Source organism: Geobacter psychrophilus (assembly GCF_056821595.1).
Genome location: NZ_JBXDTU010000004.1, coordinates 2,014,347 through 2,031,290, shown reverse-complemented (window position 1 = coordinate 2,031,290; position 16,944 = coordinate 2,014,347). Strand labels below are relative to the sequence as shown.

General features: G+C 52.8%; 17 protein-coding genes and 1 pseudogene. 8 read left to right on the top strand and 10 right to left on the bottom strand.

The features are described from left to right. Positions 1-188: 188 nt before the first annotated feature. Positions 189-2,078 carry a cytochrome c3 family protein gene (locus tag ACOCF6_RS11805; RefSeq protein WP_482460577.1) on the bottom strand — a complete coding sequence of 630 codons (1,890 nt, stop codon included), beginning with the start codon at positions 2,076-2,078 and terminating at the stop codon, positions 189-191. 360 nt (positions 2,079-2,438) lie between these two features. On the opposite strand from ACOCF6_RS11805, the gene ACOCF6_RS11800 reads away from it, so the two are divergent. Both ACOCF6_RS11800 and ACOCF6_RS11795 read left to right on the top strand, forming a co-directional pair. After that, the gene (locus ACOCF6_RS11800; RefSeq protein WP_482460576.1) at positions 2,439-3,512 is read left to right on the top strand and encodes a pyridoxal-phosphate-dependent aminotransferase family protein; all 1,074 of its coding nucleotides are present in this window, start codon (positions 2,439-2,441) and stop codon (positions 3,510-3,512) included. 55 nt (positions 3,513-3,567) lie between these two features. Then, positions 3,568-3,747, top strand: coding sequence for a hypothetical protein (locus ACOCF6_RS11795; protein ID WP_482460575.1), 180 nt, complete (start codon positions 3,568-3,570; stop codon positions 3,745-3,747). A 32-nt stretch (positions 3,748-3,779) separates the two neighbouring features. On the opposite strand, the gene rd is transcribed toward ACOCF6_RS11795, so the two are convergent. Together rd and ACOCF6_RS11785 are read right to left on the bottom strand one after the other, a co-directional pair. Continuing rightward, on the bottom strand, positions 3,780-3,938 hold the full coding sequence (rd, locus tag ACOCF6_RS11790; RefSeq protein ID WP_482460574.1) for a rubredoxin: 159 nt from the start codon (positions 3,936-3,938) through the stop codon (positions 3,780-3,782). Between the two features lie 23 nt (positions 3,939-3,961). Then, entirely contained in the window at positions 3,962-4,150 is a 189-nt protein-coding gene (locus tag ACOCF6_RS11785) for a ferredoxin (RefSeq protein ID WP_482460573.1), read from the bottom strand. 73 nt (positions 4,151-4,223) lie between these two features. Here ACOCF6_RS11785 and ACOCF6_RS11780 point away from each other — a divergent pair, with 73 nt between their 5' ends. After that, positions 4,224-4,847, top strand: coding sequence for an MBL fold metallo-hydrolase (locus tag ACOCF6_RS11780; RefSeq protein WP_482460572.1), 624 nt, complete (start codon positions 4,224-4,226; stop codon positions 4,845-4,847). Between the two features lie 36 nt (positions 4,848-4,883). Further along, a complete protein-coding gene (gene coaBC, locus ACOCF6_RS11775; protein WP_482460571.1) occupies positions 4,884-6,086 on the top strand; it encodes a bifunctional phosphopantothenoylcysteine decarboxylase/phosphopantothenate--cysteine ligase CoaBC in 1,203 nt (400 codons plus the stop codon). Positions 6,087-6,181: 95 nt separating this feature from the next. Here coaBC and ACOCF6_RS11770 read toward each other — a convergent pair whose 3' ends face one another. Then, on the bottom strand, positions 6,182-7,090 hold the full coding sequence (locus ACOCF6_RS11770) for a zinc dependent phospholipase C family protein (RefSeq protein WP_482460570.1): 909 nt from the start codon (positions 7,088-7,090) through the stop codon (positions 6,182-6,184). 99 nt (positions 7,091-7,189) lie between these two features. Between ACOCF6_RS11770 and ACOCF6_RS11765 the strand changes: the two genes are divergently transcribed. The 3 genes and pseudogenes from ACOCF6_RS11765 (at position 7,190) to ACOCF6_RS11755 (ending at position 11,416) form a co-directional block, all read left to right on the top strand. Next, on the top strand, positions 7,190-7,975 hold the full coding sequence (locus ACOCF6_RS11765; protein ID WP_482460569.1) for a uracil-DNA glycosylase: 786 nt from the start codon (positions 7,190-7,192) through the stop codon (positions 7,973-7,975). A gap of 738 nt (positions 7,976-8,713) precedes the next feature. Further along, positions 8,714-9,919, top strand: coding sequence for a hypothetical protein (locus tag ACOCF6_RS11760; protein WP_482460568.1), 1,206 nt, complete (start codon positions 8,714-8,716; stop codon positions 9,917-9,919). A gap of 415 nt (positions 9,920-10,334) precedes the next feature. After that, positions 10,335-11,416: pseudogene (locus tag ACOCF6_RS11755) on the top strand (IS5 family transposase). 380 nt (positions 11,417-11,796) lie between these two features. Here the strand turns inward: ACOCF6_RS11755 and nadA are convergent. From nadA to ACOCF6_RS11730, 5 genes are all read right to left on the bottom strand, one after another. Continuing rightward, a complete protein-coding gene (gene nadA, locus ACOCF6_RS11750) occupies positions 11,797-12,711 on the bottom strand; it encodes a quinolinate synthase NadA (protein ID WP_482460567.1) in 915 nt (304 codons plus the stop codon). Between the two features lie 158 nt (positions 12,712-12,869). Continuing rightward, positions 12,870-14,072, bottom strand: a complete 1,203-nt coding sequence (locus ACOCF6_RS11745) for an MFS transporter (protein ID WP_482460566.1) — start codon at positions 14,070-14,072, stop codon at positions 12,870-12,872. Between the two features lie 220 nt (positions 14,073-14,292). Then, a complete protein-coding gene (locus ACOCF6_RS11740; RefSeq protein WP_482460565.1) occupies positions 14,293-14,973 on the bottom strand; it encodes a hypothetical protein in 681 nt (226 codons plus the stop codon). Between the two features lie 80 nt (positions 14,974-15,053). Continuing rightward, positions 15,054-15,212: a hypothetical protein gene (locus ACOCF6_RS11735; RefSeq protein WP_482460564.1), complete on the bottom strand. Its 159-nt coding sequence runs from the start codon at positions 15,210-15,212 to the stop codon at positions 15,054-15,056. A gap of 130 nt (positions 15,213-15,342) precedes the next feature. Next, entirely contained in the window at positions 15,343-15,693 is a 351-nt protein-coding gene (locus ACOCF6_RS11730; RefSeq protein WP_482460563.1) for a hypothetical protein, read from the bottom strand. A gap of 238 nt (positions 15,694-15,931) precedes the next feature. Here ACOCF6_RS11730 and thpR point away from each other — a divergent pair, with 238 nt between their 5' ends. Next, on the top strand, positions 15,932-16,489 hold the full coding sequence (gene thpR / locus ACOCF6_RS11725) for an RNA 2',3'-cyclic phosphodiesterase (protein WP_482460562.1): 558 nt from the start codon (positions 15,932-15,934) through the stop codon (positions 16,487-16,489). An 11-nt stretch (positions 16,490-16,500) separates the two neighbouring features. Here thpR and ACOCF6_RS11720 read toward each other — a convergent pair whose 3' ends face one another. Continuing rightward, a complete protein-coding gene (locus ACOCF6_RS11720) occupies positions 16,501-16,932 on the bottom strand; it encodes an archease (RefSeq protein WP_482460561.1) in 432 nt (143 codons plus the stop codon). Positions 16,933-16,944: the final 12 nt, after the last annotated feature.

Below are 16,944 nucleotides of genomic sequence, written 5' to 3'. Positions count from 1 at the left end.
TTGGTACCGGATCGGTACTTGGCGTGAAATCGGCGCGAATAAGAAAAGGCATCCACATATGTAGATGCCCAGGGAGAAGGTAAGACTAAACCAAAACACGCTCTTTGAAATAAGCTTGACAGATAGCCACATAAGAAAAGGGGGGCTGATGTCAGCCCCCCATAAAACATGTTACTCAATTATTCTTATCAGTGCCCGCCGCCACCCAGGAAGGCCAGGATCATCAACAGCAGCAGACCAAGCCCGATGAAGAGGGCGGTAAAACCAAAACCCTTGACCAGGAAGTCATATACCACGCCACTGGTGCGTTTGCAGGCGAACTGTTCGGTGATGCCCTCTTCTTCGTAGCGCTTCCACTGATCGCCACGCTCTTCGATCATTTCTTCCTTGGCGATCTGACCATTGAAGATGACGAAGTCCATCGGGAACTTCTCGGGACGCCCGTGGGTATTGAAGAAGTGGACCGAGAAGATGAAGCCGGTAGCCAGCAGCGCTTCGTCAGAATGGACGATTGTCGCTACGTTGAAGGCCCAGCCTGGAAGGAACAGTCCGAAAAACTCGGGAAACCAGAGCATCAGGCCGGATCCGCCGATTGCGAACATACCCCAGAAGACGGCCACAAAGTCGAATTTCTCCCAGTATGTCCAACGTTCGAAGGTCGGCTTCGGTCCTTTGAAAACGAACCATCTGACCATATGATACACATCCTTGATATCACGCAGGTTGAAGCAGAGTGAATCCGGGCCGAACAGGCGCTGAATCGGATTACCTTTGATATCTTTCCTGATAAAGAGGAAATTGATACTCATGGCCAGGGCCGATCCGAAGTAGACGAAGGTAATAACAGCACCAAGACGATGCAGAAGACCGGCATTTGCCGAGCCGCCATACATTTTCATCATGGCTATTGCCCACGGCTGGGTGCTGAACTTGAGCGGCAGACCGGTCAATGACAGCAGCAGGAAGCTGGTGATAACCAGAATATGCAGGAAGATGTGCAGGCGGTTGAAGCGACGATACTGTTTGTGAGCATCGGGAATAACGTGAATATGTGTGCCTGCCTCTGTCACGTGAACATGATGATGTGTGCCTGCGGCCAATTTTTCAGCCTTCTCACGGTTTTCAACAAAGCCGCGGAACATCCACAGCAGTGTGTGCACCCAGAACACGGCAAACGTGGAAAGCAGCAGTCCGGTCATGGCAATAAAGGTATAAAACAGGATCGGGTACTTGTGGCGATCGGTCATCTCGCCATGTGCGTAAAACTTTGCAAAGAGCGGGGTTGCCTTGGGATGGCACGGAGCACATTGCTTAACCATATTTGACGGGTTAACACTCGATTGTGGATCAGATTTCGGTAAAACAGAGTGAGCGGTATGGCAATCTGCGCAACCGGCTACTTTCTCAGGGAACCCGAGACGGTAGTTCTTGCCGTGGTAGCTCTCCATGTATGATTTCACCGCAACATTGGTGACCTTGTTTTTGGCCATCAATTTCTCGTCACTGTGACACTTCATGCAGACTTTTGTATGGAATTCGCGCCCTTTGAAATCCTTTGCACCGGCCAGTTTATCGATGGCATGAAGATTATGGCAGTCGTGGCAGGCTGCGGAGTCCATATTGCCGGCGGCAACGCCTTTGCCGTGAATCGACTTCTGGTAGACCGCTTCCTTGTCATGGCACTGGACGCACTTCGCAACAGCAATGCGTTTGTCATTTTTCCAGTAGTTATGGGTATGGATGTCCGTGTGACAATCGGCGCACGATACCCCTTTCTCAGCATGTACACTGGCATAGTGCTCGGAATTCTGTTTTTTATGACAGCGCTCGCAGTGTACCTTGTCGACCTTGATCTCTTTTCGCATGTGCTTGGCGAGATCGGTAATATCGATGTGGCAGCTGGTACAGGCATTCTTGCCATGCACCGAAACGGCAAAATCATGGGCAGACATCTTGTTGCTGTGACAACCCAGGCAGGTAGCCGGGTCAATAGCCATTCCCTGCTCGGCGGCGGCCGGCAAAGCAACTGCTAGAAGCAGCAACAATAACGGAATGAGACGACAAATTCTGTTCAACATCAATGAAATCCTCCATGCAGTAATATATGAATATGCTGAAATGCTTACGCAACCTGTATAAAAAGTGTATACACTAAACGGATTCTCTATACACTACCGAAATAACAAAATCAATGAATTAATTCAGCACTTGCACACGGTGTGCGCAGATCCATTCTTTATGAAATCGCTCCAGTTTATAGATACATGTGCGAATCGTGTACGTTCTGGACCGGCATGACAACACTAGCTAACCATCCGAATTCACGGATTTTATGCAGTAGCTGTGCAGTTGACTTTAGCAGATCGATTTGTTACGTTGTGAAGGCTGTCCCTGAATGCATTCAGAGGGCAGGATTCTCCCGACATTCTGGAGCTTACATGCACAAAAAACTATTCATCCCCGGCCCGGTGGAGATTGATCCCCAGATCCTTGCGGCCATGGCGACCCCCATGATCGGCCACCGCATGAAGGAATATGCGGAATTGCACGGCCGTGTGACCTCGCGCCTGAAACAGTTGATGCTGACGAATGAGCGGGTTTTTCTGGCTACCTCCAGCGCCTTCGGTGTCATGGAAGGGGCCATCAGAAATCTGGTCGGCACTCGCTGCGCAAACTTCTGCAACGGGGCATTCTCCGATAAATGGCACGATGTCACTCTGCGCTGCGCCAAGCAGGCGGATGCCATCCGGTTCGACTGGGGCACACCGGTAACACCTGAGGCGGTCGAAAAGACCCTGGCCACTGGAAAATACGACAGCATGACCATGATCCACAACGAAACATCCACGGGGGTCATGTCTCCTCTTGCCGAAATAGCCGAGGTCATGAAAAGGTTTCCGGATGTCATGTTCATTGTGGATACGGTTTCGTCCATGAGCGCCATCAAAATTCCCGTCGCAGAACTGGGTATTGACAGCTGCATCTTCGGCGTGCAGAAGGCCTTTGCCCTGCCGCCGGGACTGACGGTCTTCACCGCCAGTGAAAAGGCGCTCCAGCGTGCGGCCGGCATGGAGGGACGCGGCTACTACTTTGACTATCTGGAGTTTGCCGCCAACGATGACAAGAACAACACGCCCTCAACCCCCTGCATCTCCCAGATATTTGCCATGGACAAACAACTGGACAGAATGTTTGCCGAGGGCCTGGAAACCCGCTGGGCCCGGCATAAAGACCTGGCCGACCATGTACGCAGCTGGGTTACGTCACGCGGATTTGAGCTATTCCCGGAACCTGCCTACTGTTCGCAGACCCTGACCTGCACCAGAAATACACGTGGAATAGATCTGGCCGGACTGAAAAAGAAACTGGCCGAGCGTGGCTTCGCCTTTGACGACGGCTATGGCAAAATAAAAGGTACAACCTTCCGGATCGCCCACATGGGAGATATGACCCGCAGCGACCTGGACGGTCTGTTTGCAGCAATCATTGAAAGTATGCCCGAACTGGCCTGAGAGATCAGTGCTATAATAAATTTATGGATAAAGATACGTACCAGGAGGAACAATCATGAAATGCCCGAATTGTGGGAACAGAACATCGGTAGACTTGGATATGCATTCAGATGGCTTTACATCCGATGAGTCTCCGGTAAAAGAGTGCGGCGACTGCGGTTTGGTCTGGCGGGTTAAAATCGAGGGCGGAGAAACAAAGCTCGATATCATCAAACCAGCCAATACCGTAAAATAAAAAAGCCCCCGAAAACGGGGGCTGCAGGGATTTTATTCCTTTTCGAAAACATCCTTGCCGGCACCGCACAAGGGGCAGGTCCAGTCATCCGGCAGCGACTCAAAAGGTGTCCCGGCCGGAATCCCCTTATCCGGATCGCCTGTTGCGGGGTCGTAAACATACTGGCAAATGGTACAAATCCAACGCTCCATGTGTTGCTCCTTTTCTAGTAAATTTATTCCCAGCGGATACACTGAACCGGACAGCCATCAATCGCCTGCTGAATCTCCTGTTCCGAGGCACCTGACGGGTCGAAACATTCCGACTTCCCGGCATTGTTGAATCGGAATACTCCGGGACAGGTGGATATGCAGAGACCACAGCTGATGCAACTTTCTTGGTCAACAACAGGTGTTTTGCTCATGCTTGCCTCCTTGCTGGCTGTGGTTGCCTATTCTAACAGCTTTGAAATAGATGTCAATAAGGCGGAGAATCCAATGATTTTAGAGAAAATGGAAGTCGGCCCACTGGGCGTCAACTGTTTTGTACTCGGGTGTACGACGTCTCGTGAAGGTGTAGTGATCGATCCGGGTGGGGACGTGGATCGTATTATCGAGGCGGTCAAGCGCCATGGCCTGAAAATCCGCTACATCATAAATACCCACGGCCATTTTGATCATGTCGGGGGCAATCTCAAAGCCGTCAAAGCGTTCGGTGCACCACTCCTGATTCATAAAAACGATGCAGACATGCTTGGCCGGGTTGCCGAGGTAGCCGGCAGGTACGGCATGCAGGGTGAAAACTCTCCAGAACCGGATGAGTACCTGACTGACGGCATGGTTCTGACCTTCGGCACCCATCGCATAAAGGTATTACACACTCCGGGGCATACTCAGGGTGGCTGCTGCCTGTATCTCGAAGCAGAGCACAAAGTTATTACCGGTGATACGCTCTTCGCCGATTCTATCGGACGGACCGACCTGCCTGGCGGGTCTCACGAACAGCTACTCTCTTCGATCCGCACCTCTCTGTTTACCCTGCCGGACGATGTGACGTCCTATCCGGGACATGGCCCGGATACAACCATTGGACATGAAAAACGCTGTAACCCTTATTTTTAAATAATTCCTGTTTACCAGGGTTAGGAACCGGGCCGCATGCTCAAGAATAAACAGATCGTCCTCGGGGTAACCGGAGGCATTGCCGCCTACAAGGCCATTGAATTGCTGCGACTACTGACCAAGGCCGGCGCAACGGTTCATGTCATCATGACGCGTGCCGCTCAGGAGTTTGTTGCACCACTCACGTTTCAAACACTCTCTTCCAACCCGGTCCACACCGAGCTCTTTAACCTGATCGCTGAACGCGAAATCGGCCATATCGCCTTGGCCGACAAGGCTGACCTCTTTATTGTCGCCCCGGCCACAGCCAACTTCATCGGCAAGATCTCCGCCGGAATTGCCGACGATATGCTCACAACTACGGTTATGGCCACCAAGGCACCCGTTTTAATTGCGCCGGCCATGAACGTCAACATGTACACCAACGCCATCTATAAAGACAATGAGGACAAACTGCGGCGCTACGGCTACCTGTTTGTGCCCCCGGAAAGGGGCGCACTGGCCTGCGGCTGGGAGGGAGAAGGAAAGCTGGCTGCACCGGAATCGATCCTGGAAGCGGCGTTGACCGTACTTTCGCGTCACGATTTCCTCGGTCAGACCATCATGATCACCGCCGGTCCTACCCGTGAAGAACTTGACCCGGTTCGTTTTATCAGTAACCATTCATCGGGCAAGATGGGCTATGCCCTGGCACGGGCCGCACAACACCGCGGAGCACGCGTGATTCTTGTCAGCGGACCGGTGAGTCTTTCACCGCCCTTTGGCGTGGAGTTGATACCGGTTGTAAGTGCCGTCGAGATGCAAAGGGAGGTCATGGAGCGGGCCGGTGAGTGTACGGCGATAATCAAGGCGGCAGCGGTCGCTGATTATCGTCCAGCAGAGCGGGACAAGGCGAAAATCAAGAAAAAAAGTACCGAGATATCGTTACAACTCGTTAGAACACCAGACATCCTTGCCGAACTGGGAGCATTGCCAAAAAAACCGTTCCTGGTGGGCTTTGCGGCCGAGACCGGTAATCTTGCAGAATACGCCACCAGGAAGCTGCACGACAAAAAAGTGGATATCATCGTTGCCAATGATGTCAGCCAGACCGACGCGGGCTTCAATGTGGATACAAATCGGGTCAGACTGTTTTTCCGGGATGGGCGGGATGTGGAATACGCCTTGATGTCCAAAGATAATCTGGCCGATGCGATCCTTGACCAGATCGAAACTGAATTACGTTCGCAAAAGAACTGACAACTTCTACAGTCAATCAGGCAGCCGAGTCCTCTACCTGCAGTTCTCTGACCCACCAGCCATCCTGTATAACGGCAGACGGAGTGTGTTCCTGATTAGCCGTTATGCAATTCATCCAGCAACTCCGGAGCATGCAGGGCCTGTCGCAGTTTCATCCTGAGCAGCTCAACCTGTTCCAGCCCTTCAGCCTTGGACAACTTGCCGCTCCTGTACAGAAGCCGCAGATTTTTTCGTACCGCCTCTGCCATGGCCAGTGCCCTCTCGCCGGTCGGATCAGCCATGAGAATCTCCGCGTCCCGGGGATGCTGCAGAAAACCGTAGACAGCCTCCTCGGTCAATTTCAGATATTCATCCCGATCGCTTTCCGCCAACTGGTAGCGGGAATTATCAGACAGTGTCTTCATAACCTTCTGCCATTTCTCCAGACGTGACAGCAGCATGATCGAATTGAAGATGCGTTTGTTCGTACTGAATGAAAAAATGGTATTTGCCAGCACTCCCCGCAGGAGCGCATCATTGGCATGATGGTCGGCTCGACAGACATTTTGAGCGGTCTCCCAGATATCCTTGGAAACAAAGGTTTCAAAACGCATCTCCCAATAGGCATGCTTCATGGTCACCGAGGAAAATGACCGCATGATCTTGTAAGGCACATAATAGTTGTGGGCAATGACATCCGCAGCCAGATGGCAGAGATAACCATAGGCGCAGGCCCGCTGGCTGTCCGTACCGGCCGCCTGCAGCACTTTCTGCCCAATCCGCCAGCGGTGACAATGCAGCATGGAGTGCGTAAACTTTTTCCCGAGCGTGATATCGGCGGATATGCAGCCGTACAGAAAATCACGCGGGTGGGCGGCCAGCAGGGCTGCCAGATTGGTCGAGAGGGCCGGAAGGTTCCCCAGCACCGATGTCCCGAGCTGCAGATGAATACCTCCGCCCCAGGCGTAGGACTGTTCGGGGATTATCAGGGTTAACAGTATTGCTAGTAAGGCATGTATGGTCATAGTGCTTCTTTCATTTTGACAGTTTAAGGCTCTTACTGCTAGAGTCCTCGCTGTAATGGTACTCCAGTTCGTATAATGATTCAACAGGAGCAATGCATCGTGTCACCCCATACTGATTCAGCCATACTCAGGGCGTCTCTGAGCGCTTATCTGGAAGAACTCGCTGAAAGCGGGATTGAAGGGTTCCCTGCAGCGGACACGAAAGTCGTACCTCAGACCGTGGCTCGGCCTGCAAGTCCCGTAAGCGCCAGTCAGACTTCAGCAACTGCCGAGCCGGAAAGCAATGCTGTTGAACAGCATGAAAGCCTTGATAAAATCCGGAAAAATCTGGGTGACTGCCAACGCTGCAAACTGGGCAAGACCAGGAAAAACCTGGTCTTTGGGATAGGCAACCCCGGTGCGCGGCTGGTTTTTGTCGGGGAAGGTCCGGGTGCGGACGAGGACGCACAGGGCGAACCCTTTGTAGGCGACGCCGGCAAGATACTCAATCGCATCATAACGGCCATGGGTCTCAAGCGTGAGGAGGTCTACATCTGCAACGTGGTCAAGTGCCGCCCGCCGGGCAACCGTGACCCCGAGTCGGATGAAATCAGCGCCTGCTCACCATTCCTGCTGCGTCAGGTACAATCGATCGAGCCGGAGGTGATCGTAGCACTGGGCAAGTTTGCCTCGCAGACACTCCTGGGAACAAAAGAACCGATTTCAAAAATGAGGGGAAAATTCCGGGACTTCCACGGCATCCCGCTCATGCCGACCTATCACCCCTCCTATCTTCTCCGCAGCGGAGGAAATTCGGATTCGTTCTGGGATGTCTGGGGCGATATGGTCCAGGTACTGCAGTTGCTCAAGCTGCCGGTACCTGATAAGAGCAGGAAAACGGGTTGATTACATAAAGGCCGATTAGGAACTCAGTCCGTTAAGGACACGCCAGGTCCAGCGGTTCCAAACTCACTGTTCAAGAACAACCCTACAAGACTGTAATCGGAAGACCCTCATCCGGATTCCAGCAACGTGTAAAGAAACTTTACTTTTTTATATCCTGCCAATATTACAGGCTAATTAGCCTGTCTTTTCGATTTTGCAAAGAAACTTTGCACTTTCATAACCAGCTGAAGTTATTCAGCAAACTCTGAATTTCACAGCAATGTAAAGTAACTTTACAATAACATTATCCTCTCAAAGCCTCCCTACAGCACTTTTCCCCTCAATCTACATATCACGTTAAACACAATAATCCGCAATGTCAGCATGTTACAGGCAATACGGAAGCAATGCCTCCTTTTGGTACACTCCGTGTAATAGGGGAGCACGTGAAGCCATCCCCAAAATAGGCTGGGCAGCACAATCCCATTCACGCAATTGACCGTGTTGCCGAGCTTACGATGATCAAACGCGTACTCAGCAAAATCATACCCTTCCTAGGTGCGTTCCGGAGGTAACGCACGCAGGAAAATACAAGAAACGGATGTAGACGTCTTCATATGTGAAAGTGCGCTGGAACAGATTTATGTCAACTAGGCAGATTGCCTGAGAACAATGCCGGTTTATGCAGCGATCTCATCAATGTGAACATTCAATGTGGGGAATTGGTTCATATTTTTTAACTACATCAAGGAGAGAAACATGATCAAGAAATTAGGTGGAGTTCTCGCAGCATTCATGTTGATGGCTGTCCCTACGCTCGGTGTTGCTGCGATGGCGGGGACTAACACGGTAAATTCAGCAGCAATTGTCGATGGAGCAGTTGCAACAGCAGACATTGCCAACAGGGCTGTAACGGCCGCCAAGATCGCAGATAGCACCATCTCGGCAACCCAGTTGGCACATGGAGCCGTAACATCAACCAAGCTTGCCGACGAAGCTGTGACCAGCGCTAAGATTGTCAACGGTTCCATAACCGACGCCAAGATCAGCGGTCCGATCGCGGCATCAAAAATCGCACCGGGGATATTTCAACAAAAATACGCCAATATCGTTGTCGTTGCGAAAAACGGCGGCGACTTCACGGACCCGGTGGCTGCAATGGCTGCCATTAGCGCTGACGAGGGGAATCCGGTACTCCTTAAGATCATGCCCGGAGCCTACAATATCGGACAGAATACCTTGATGCTGAAAAGTTTTGTGGATATCGAAGGCTCCGGTGAGGGCACCACCAGGATTGTCGGCAGCAACGATACGCTGAATGGTGTTATAGCCGGCGCTGCAAACAGCGAACTGCGCTTCCTCACGGCGGAAAACACGGGTGGCGGCCAGGTTGCCGTGGCACTGTCCCTGTCCGGTGCGGCAATGAAGTGTTTCAAGGTCACTCTCAAGGCAAGCGGGGGAACAAACCAGATTTATGCACTGTCGGTAACTGCCAACGCCACCATTGACCTGGACAATGTCACCGTAAACTCGAGCAGTGCGACTCAAGTGCCGTTCGTACTCGGCCTCTGGTTAAATGGCGCCAGTACGGCAAACATTGCAGACAGCCGATTCAACGGCAGCGGCGGCAGTGCAAACTGGTTTGCACTCGTGGAGTATGCATCTACCTTGAATCTTAACCATTCAAAAGTGGTATCCCTGGGCAGCCTTGATGACAAGGTCATTCACAGCAACTATGGAACCAGGTTGAATATCGCCAACTCGATCCTTGAGTCCGGCGAAGGCGTTTACACCTACTCAGGGACCACGAGAGTTGCCAATACCCAGATCATAAACCACAACGGCACTGCCATCATCAACTCTTCAGGTGCGCAATGCGCCCTGGTTGGCAACTACGATGCAAATTTCAGCAAGAACATATCGATTTACGACGTGAGCGGCAGCACCCCGCCAGTAAACCAATAGTTGCAAAAGGTACGAGACGCTGGAACTTACTTGATGTTTAAGGAATTGATTGAATAACAGCCGGAGAACAGGGGGCAACAATGGGAGCTTTGGCAATCTGGGCAATGTCAAGCTGGTTAATATTGTAGATGAAAACATCAATTTGATTCCCAATCAGTAACTGCATTGAACGGCCCGCTTCGGCGGGCTTTTTTTCAGGACAAGACTTTTTCGGGATGTGTAAAGTAACTTTACATTTTCGTAACCCACTGAGTTCACAGGTCAAATTTATCGTTTACCCGAACTTGCAAAGAAACTTTACACATTTGTAACTATCTGTTTCATTTATTAACAGGTTGTTGAAATTCAACTAGCTGTTTTTACTGATTCATGGTACATTTCTGCGCATAATTCACCGTAATCATTGAGGAAAGTTATGCGCGAATATGATAGTCAAACAGAAGCAATATTTGCCTATGTGACACCTGAATCCTTTGTTCCCAAGACACATCCCTTGCGTGCCATACGAGCCATGGCAGATGAAGCTCTGAAAGGGATGGATAAGCTCTTTGATAGCATGTACGCCTCTACCGGCAGATATTCGATTCCACCGGAGAAGCTTCTGAAAGCCCAGCTGCTGATGATCCTGTATTCCATCCGCAGCAATCGTCAGTTGGTTGAGCAGATCCTGTACAACTTTCTGTATCGCTGGTTCCTCGTTATGGGCCTGGAAGAAAAGGTCTGGGACCATTCCAGTTTCTCCACGAATCAGGAACGACTGATCGGTTCAGACGTTGCCGCCGAGTTTCTTTCACGTGTCCTTGCCCAGGCCGAGCGGAAACATCTACTTTCCCGTGAGCACTTCACCCTTGACGGCACCTTGATCGAGGCGTGGGCTTCCATCAAGAGCTTCAAACCCAAGGATGGCCCACCATCAGCAGGTGGTGGTAAGAACGAAACCGTGGACTTCAAGAGTAAGAAACTCAAAAACGACACCCATGCATCTGTCACTGATCCTGATGCCCGGCTCTACCGCAAGGGCAAGACCAAAGAATCCAAGCTCTGTTACCAAGGACATACCCTGATGGAGAATCGCAGCGGTTTGATCGTCAAGACGAGGTTACCACGGCATCTGGTACCGGTGAGCGTGAAGCAGCGAAGTCAATGGTAAAGAAGCTGCCTCGCACAACTCGGCGAATCACTTTGGGCGGCGACAAAGGCTATGACACCACTGAATTCGTCAAGGAACTACGCAGTCTCAAAATCACGCCGCATGTGGCCCAGAATGACACCAACCGGAAATCGGCTATTGATGGCAGAACAACCAATCATCCAAACTACGCCGTCAGCCAGAGAATCAGAAAACGGATCGAAGAAGGCTTCGGCTGGATGAAGACAGTCGGCAGAATACGCAAGACCATGTACCGCGGCATTGAGAAGATTGGCTGGCAGCTCAACCTTCACGCAGCGGCCTACAACCTGGTACGAATGAAAAACCTGGGCATTGGTGTCACCTGATAGCGGGAAACTGCCCCCAGGGAGCCAGGAAAATCAACAAAATAAGTTAAAAAAGAGCAGATCAACCGAAATCACAACGACCTGAATAACGAAATAAACTCGAAAAAACGATCTGAAGATAGAATAGGAATCAAATAGGGTCGAATTTCAACGACCTGTTAGTGGAGCATCGGTTGCAAGAGTTCTGAATGTCAGTCGTGCCGGAGTCAGCTTCGCTGCACGAAGAGGTGAAGAGACATACATGTTAACACCAGCATAACAGAATGTTTTGTCTGATTTACAAAATTAACAACGTCCCTGAGGCGCAGCGAGGAAAGTCGCGCCCCGGCCTGGAAACCTTCTGCTACAAAAGCGGCCAGACCGGGGCATGGGGATCGGGATCAGTCGCGCGGAACCGCCAGCATCCGGTCCAGGGCGGCCTGGGCCTTGACCCGGATTGCCTCCGGCACGGTAACCACCGGTGACAGGGTCTGGAGCGAGTAGAGCACGTCCTCCAGGGAGGTCAGTTTCATGTTGGGGCAGAACAGGGCCGGCGAAGCCAGGATGAACTCCTTGCCCGGGTTCTCCAGCCGCAGCTTGTAGAGGATGCCGGCCTCGGTGCCGATGATGAACTTGGTGGCCGGACTGGTGCGGCAGTAGTCGTACATGCCGCTGGTGGAACAGGCGTGGTCGGCCAGGACCGTGACCTCGGGCGCGCTCTCGGGGTGGCAGATGAAAAGGGCATCGGGGTGCTGCGCCTTTTTCTGCAACACGGCTTCCACGGTCATGCGCTCGTGGGTCGGGCAGAACCCTTCCCAGAAGATGAACTCCTTCTCCGGCACGAATTTCGCCACCCAGCGCCCCAGGTTGCGGTCCGGCACAAAGATCAGTTTGTCTTCCTTCAGGGATTTTACCACCTTGATGGCGTTGGCCGAGGTGCAGCAGATATCGGAATAGGCCTTCACTTCGGCCGAAGAGTTGACGTAGGTCACCACCGGCACGCCGGGGTGCTTGGCCTTGAGCGCCTCCAACTCAGGTGCCGTGACCATGTCGGCCATGGGGCAGCCGGCATCGGGGCGGGGCAGCAGCACCGTTTTGTTTGGTGACAGAATGGCGGCCGATTCGGCCATGAAGTGTACGCCGCAGAAGACGATCACATCCGCACCGGTCTTGGCGGCCTCCATGGAGAGCCCCAGGGAGTCACCGGTGATGTCGGCGATCTCCTGCACCTCGTCACGCATATAGTTGTGGGCCAACAACACGGCGTTGTGCTGTTTGAGAAGGTCCCTGATCTGTTGTTTGATTGCGTCGCTCATGCCTGCCGTTCCTCCTGCCGCTTCCTTTGTTCATGTCCGGATTCACCGGAGGTCGAATCATACGCGAATGTCCCTGAAAAGACAATACCGGCCCATCGCAGTCATTGCAATATGCTGTTTTGTTTTTGCCTGTTGCTCAGGCGTGCTTCGTACATGGATTATGACACGCTCGAACGCTGTGAAACCCTGATTGACACGATCAGCACCATGAAGAGGATCGCCGACAGGGCCGCTGTGGTCGCACCAAAGTAAAAGGTGGCCGCCGGAGACACGCGGTCCCAGAGCAGGCCGCCGATCAGGCTGGCGGGCAGCGTGGCCAGCCCGACGGCAGTGGCGTAGACACCGAAGGCGGTGGCCTTGAAATCCGGCGGAATAATGGTCGCCAGAAAGGCCTTCTGAATCCCCTCCGTAAGCCCCATGAACAGGCCGTAGGCGCCGAACAGCAGCCAGATTGAGGTGCTGCTCCTGGCAACAGCAAAACCATAGTAGAGGGCGGCAAACAGCACAAACCCCAGCAGGATCAGCCGTTTCTTGCCGTATTTGTCCGCTACGATACCCACTGGAATCGCTGAAAGCGAGTAGACCAGATTGAACAGCAGGTACACGGCCGGAATCATCACCATCGGGATGCCGACCTGTTCCGCCCGTAGAATCAGAAACGCATCGCTGGAGTTCCCCAAGGCAAACAGGGTCGCTATCACGATGAAGAATTTAACCTTCCAGTCGAAATGCTTGAGAGTGAGTCGGGGACGATCCGCCGGGGCCACGGCAGTCCTTTTTTTATCCCGGATGAAGGCAATAATCGTCAGCACAGCCAGGGTCCCCGGTATCATCGAGAGCCAGAAGACCATCTGGTAGTTGTTGTTGTAAAGCTGGAGCAGTATGAGTGCAAGGGCGGGACCGACCACCGCCCCCATGGTGTCCATGGAACGGTGAAAACTGAAGGCGCGGGCCAGATGGGTTGTCTCGGCGGATTCGGCAATGATGGCGTCCCGTGGTGCGGTGCGGATGCCTTTGCCTACCCGGTCAATAAAGCGCGCCGCCAGTACCTGCTGCCAGACACCGGCAACGGCAATGATCGGACGGCTCAGGGTCGAAATGGCATAGCCGGCCAGCATCAGGTTCTTGCGCTGGCCGTTGCGGTCGGAAAGCCAGCCGGAAAAGACCTTGAGCAGGCTGGCCGTTGACTCGGCGATCCCCTCGATCAGACCAATCATGGACTTGTTGACCCCCAGCACATTGGCCAGAAAAAGCGGCACCAGCGGATAGATCATTTCGGAGCTGACGTCCATGAAAAAACTGACCAGCCCCGTGAAGAAGACGTTTTTGCCGAGACCGAAGTATTTATTTTCCTGTTCCATCTCCGTGCCCCTCATCTGCCGAGTCAATCAAAAAAAGGGTTTAACCGTGCGGTTAAGCCCTTTTTCAATTATCCACCATACATGCTGATCTTGCTGGACCCAACCAGGTTAAGAGCATCTTGCACCTGCAGATGTTTTGCAGGCTTACCCAAATAATTGCATATTCCCTGCACGCAATTCAATGATATTGCCGAATACCATGGTTGTTTCATGCGAACGGTCAGTTTAGCGGGTTTTCCTTGAAGGTCCCGATACAGACCACACCGGACAATACCTTTTTTGCCCATCGACACCAGCTGAGGGCCGATGTGGATTTGGGGAGAGCTGGCCTGGTGGTTGCGGCCAATTCTGACAGGTTGGAATATGACTCTTTCGAATAGATCACCCACGTATCGGTATCAATCAGCACCGGACCCCAGCCGTGGAATTCTCCGAGATACACCCCCGTGCCGACACCGAGATGTTCACCCATCCGTAAAGCGGTATTCAAAGACGCCTCCTTGGGTGCCCGCGGTTTCTTTTTCCCCTGGGCATTCGGGCGCGGCCGTTTGGCGTTCTCCCTGGCTGCTGCGGCTTTGGCCGCGGAGCGGACGGATCCGGCCGCAACAGCGGCAAGGCGCTTTGCTACAGTGACCTGTAGATGTTTGATTGCTTCCGCAACCGGCAGGCCTTCAAAGCCGGCCCGGTAGCCGATACCGCGGAAACGGCGCAGTTCATCCCCGGTTTCACTCACCAGAACCATCCAGAGCGAATGTTCTTCCTCGGTTCCGGATTTTTCGCCGTGATGGTTCCGCCGGAGTCCACGCTCATAGCCTTCCCAGTACGAAATATCAGGCTGGCTTGAGTAACGCCGGAAGCATTCAGCGCCGGCCTGGTTATGTGCAAATTCCTGCTCTGTCATTGCTTGTGTCCTTTGGTTGATCAGCAGGACAAGCCGTTGGTGGGACCTTCATTACCTGATGGAACTGATGGCGATCGCGATCAGTATTCAACCTCTGCCCAGCGTTCATTACGCATGATGCGGCGATTAATTTCCTGTATAACCAGCTGGATTTTATCCTGAATGCTGCCGGGCATATCCTTGACACTGGCACCGTAGGCTTTTTTTCCCAGCTGGCAGGTCAATACCAGCTGGGTCATTGAACAATTATCACAAAACAGTTGCCGTGCCAGTAACCAGAAGCGCAGCTTGTAACTAAATATCAACATGCATCACTACGATAAATCTTCTCAAAATGTTGTACTCCGAACTACACACTATCAATATAATCTAGGTCAAAACCACGGCAATATCCGAGCGGTTGAACGTCTGACGATAGGCCCCGAAAGCACCCGTTTCGTTTTGGATATCCGGCATCCAGGTAGTTTTACTGCTGGCAATCTTTTTAACATCACACCATACCCAATCCGAGAATGCAACCTTGCCATTGTCCTGGTGATAATCAACCATTTCCTTGACCTGCTCCGTGAGGTCAAAAGAGCTGCCTTGACTGCTTCCCGGGCTTGTATCGCGCAGAAAAAAGCGATGGTCGTCAAGGTGGATCCTCAATCTCTTGTGAACGTCATCGGGAGTAATCATGGTCTTATCAAACGTTCTCATTTCATTACCTTCTCTCTTCATATATCACTGCTGTCTATTTACATTAGCGAACAGTTGGTAAAAATACAATCTAATTAAGCCGCCGGATCATGACTGCAATTAATTACCCGGATCAACACGTGCCGGAAACGGCGTGGGCTTGAGAATCCGTATCGGGCTCATCGGGGCACGTACGACCCCGAGAAAACTGCGTTATTCAGGACAATGAATCTGTAGTAACATGTTTGTATGGAGAGAGGTATGGATCAAGGAGGGGCGTGTGCGACTCTTTATTGCCATAGAACTGCCCGCGGAACTCAAGAGCGCTACGGGGCGCCTGCGGGTGGATATTCCCGGCGCCCGCTGGGTGCCGCCGGAGCAGATTCACCTGACCCTGGCCTTTTTGGGTGAAGTGGAAGAGGACATGCTTGGGCCGTTGATTGTGGAACTCGCGCGGATTCACTCACCTGCATTCCGGCTCCGTTTTTCCGGAACCGGCGGCTTTCCCGACCGCAGGAGACCGCGTGTGTTGTGGATCGGACTGCAGCCGGAAGCGCACCTGCAGCAGCTGGCCGCCAAGGTCCGTGCAGCGCTGCTGGCCTGCGGCATCCCCCAGGAGGAGCGCCCGTTTTCCCCGCATATCACCCTGGCCCGGCTCAAAATGGCGCTCCCGCGAGCGGCTGACACATTCCTTGATCAGCAGCAGAAACTGAAACTCCCGAGCTTTTTTGTGCAGGAGTTCAGCCTGTTCCAGAGCCGCTTGACCCCCCAGGGCGCCCAGCATACCCTCCTCAGGGGTTTTCCGCTGGCAGCTGCGGGCGGTGACCCCCCGCACTGATTTCTACCATACTAAACATCCAGCACCACAACCGCCTGCCAGAGATTGTCCACGCACACAACCTGAAAGCGGTGCAGCGTGACCGCCTTGACATCCACCAGCAGGCGATGCCGCCCGGCATCGATCTGTTCGCCGCTGACATGCGCCTCCAGCCGGAAAGCACCATCATGCTTCTCTATTCGCACCCGATCGGCATGCAAAAGGAGTCGGCGGGCATCCTTGTAAAAGATCAGTTCCTGCAGGAAGGCAAACAGCAGCAGGTCCAACTCCTCGTGCTCAACCCGGACCAAGAGCTCCTGGCAACGGGCGATCTGCTCCGGTGCGGCGGTCATGGTTCGCAGCAATGCGCTCGCGCAGGCGATGAACAGCTCTTCCACTGACTCACCCCAGGCCTCGAAAGCAACATCGGCGGTGGAGATTTCATCTGTAAAGCGGTACGGCATGGATTACTCCAT

Excerpts from the sequence above, each read along its gene's own strand:
- ACOCF6_RS11760 (WP_482460568.1), top strand. The coding sequence starts at position 8,714 with ATGATCAAGAAATTAGGTGGAGTTCTCGCAGCATTCATGTTGATGGCT.
- nadA (WP_482460567.1), bottom strand. The coding sequence starts at position 12,711 with ATGAGCGACGCAATCAAACAACAGATCAGGGACCTTCTCAAACAGCAC.
- rd (WP_482460574.1), bottom strand. The coding sequence starts at position 3,938 with ATGGAGCGTTGGATTTGTACCATTTGCCAGTATGTTTACGACCCCGCA.
- ACOCF6_RS11730 (WP_482460563.1), bottom strand. The coding sequence starts at position 15,693 with ATGAAGAGAGAAGGTAATGAAATGAGAACGTTTGATAAGACCATGATT.
- ACOCF6_RS11720 (WP_482460561.1), bottom strand. The coding sequence starts at position 16,932 with ATGCCGTACCGCTTTACAGATGAAATCTCCACCGCCGATGTTGCTTTC.
- ACOCF6_RS11780 (WP_482460572.1), top strand. The coding sequence starts at position 4,224 with ATGATTTTAGAGAAAATGGAAGTCGGCCCACTGGGCGTCAACTGTTTT.
- ACOCF6_RS11800 (WP_482460576.1), top strand. The coding sequence starts at position 2,439 with ATGCACAAAAAACTATTCATCCCCGGCCCGGTGGAGATTGATCCCCAG.
- coaBC (WP_482460571.1), top strand. The coding sequence starts at position 4,884 with ATGCTCAAGAATAAACAGATCGTCCTCGGGGTAACCGGAGGCATTGCC.
- ACOCF6_RS11805 (WP_482460577.1), bottom strand. The coding sequence starts at position 2,078 with ATGTTGAACAGAATTTGTCGTCTCATTCCGTTATTGTTGCTGCTTCTA.
- ACOCF6_RS11735 (WP_482460564.1), bottom strand. The coding sequence starts at position 15,212 with ATGACCCAGCTGGTATTGACCTGCCAGCTGGGAAAAAAAGCCTACGGT.
- ACOCF6_RS11795 (WP_482460575.1), top strand. The coding sequence starts at position 3,568 with ATGAAATGCCCGAATTGTGGGAACAGAACATCGGTAGACTTGGATATG.
- ACOCF6_RS11785 (WP_482460573.1), bottom strand. The coding sequence starts at position 4,150 with ATGAGCAAAACACCTGTTGTTGACCAAGAAAGTTGCATCAGCTGTGGT.
- ACOCF6_RS11770 (WP_482460570.1), bottom strand. The coding sequence starts at position 7,090 with ATGACCATACATGCCTTACTAGCAATACTGTTAACCCTGATAATCCCC.
- ACOCF6_RS11740 (WP_482460565.1), bottom strand. The coding sequence starts at position 14,973 with ATGACAGAGCAGGAATTTGCACATAACCAGGCCGGCGCTGAATGCTTC.
- ACOCF6_RS11745 (WP_482460566.1), bottom strand. The coding sequence starts at position 14,072 with ATGGAACAGGAAAATAAATACTTCGGTCTCGGCAAAAACGTCTTCTTC.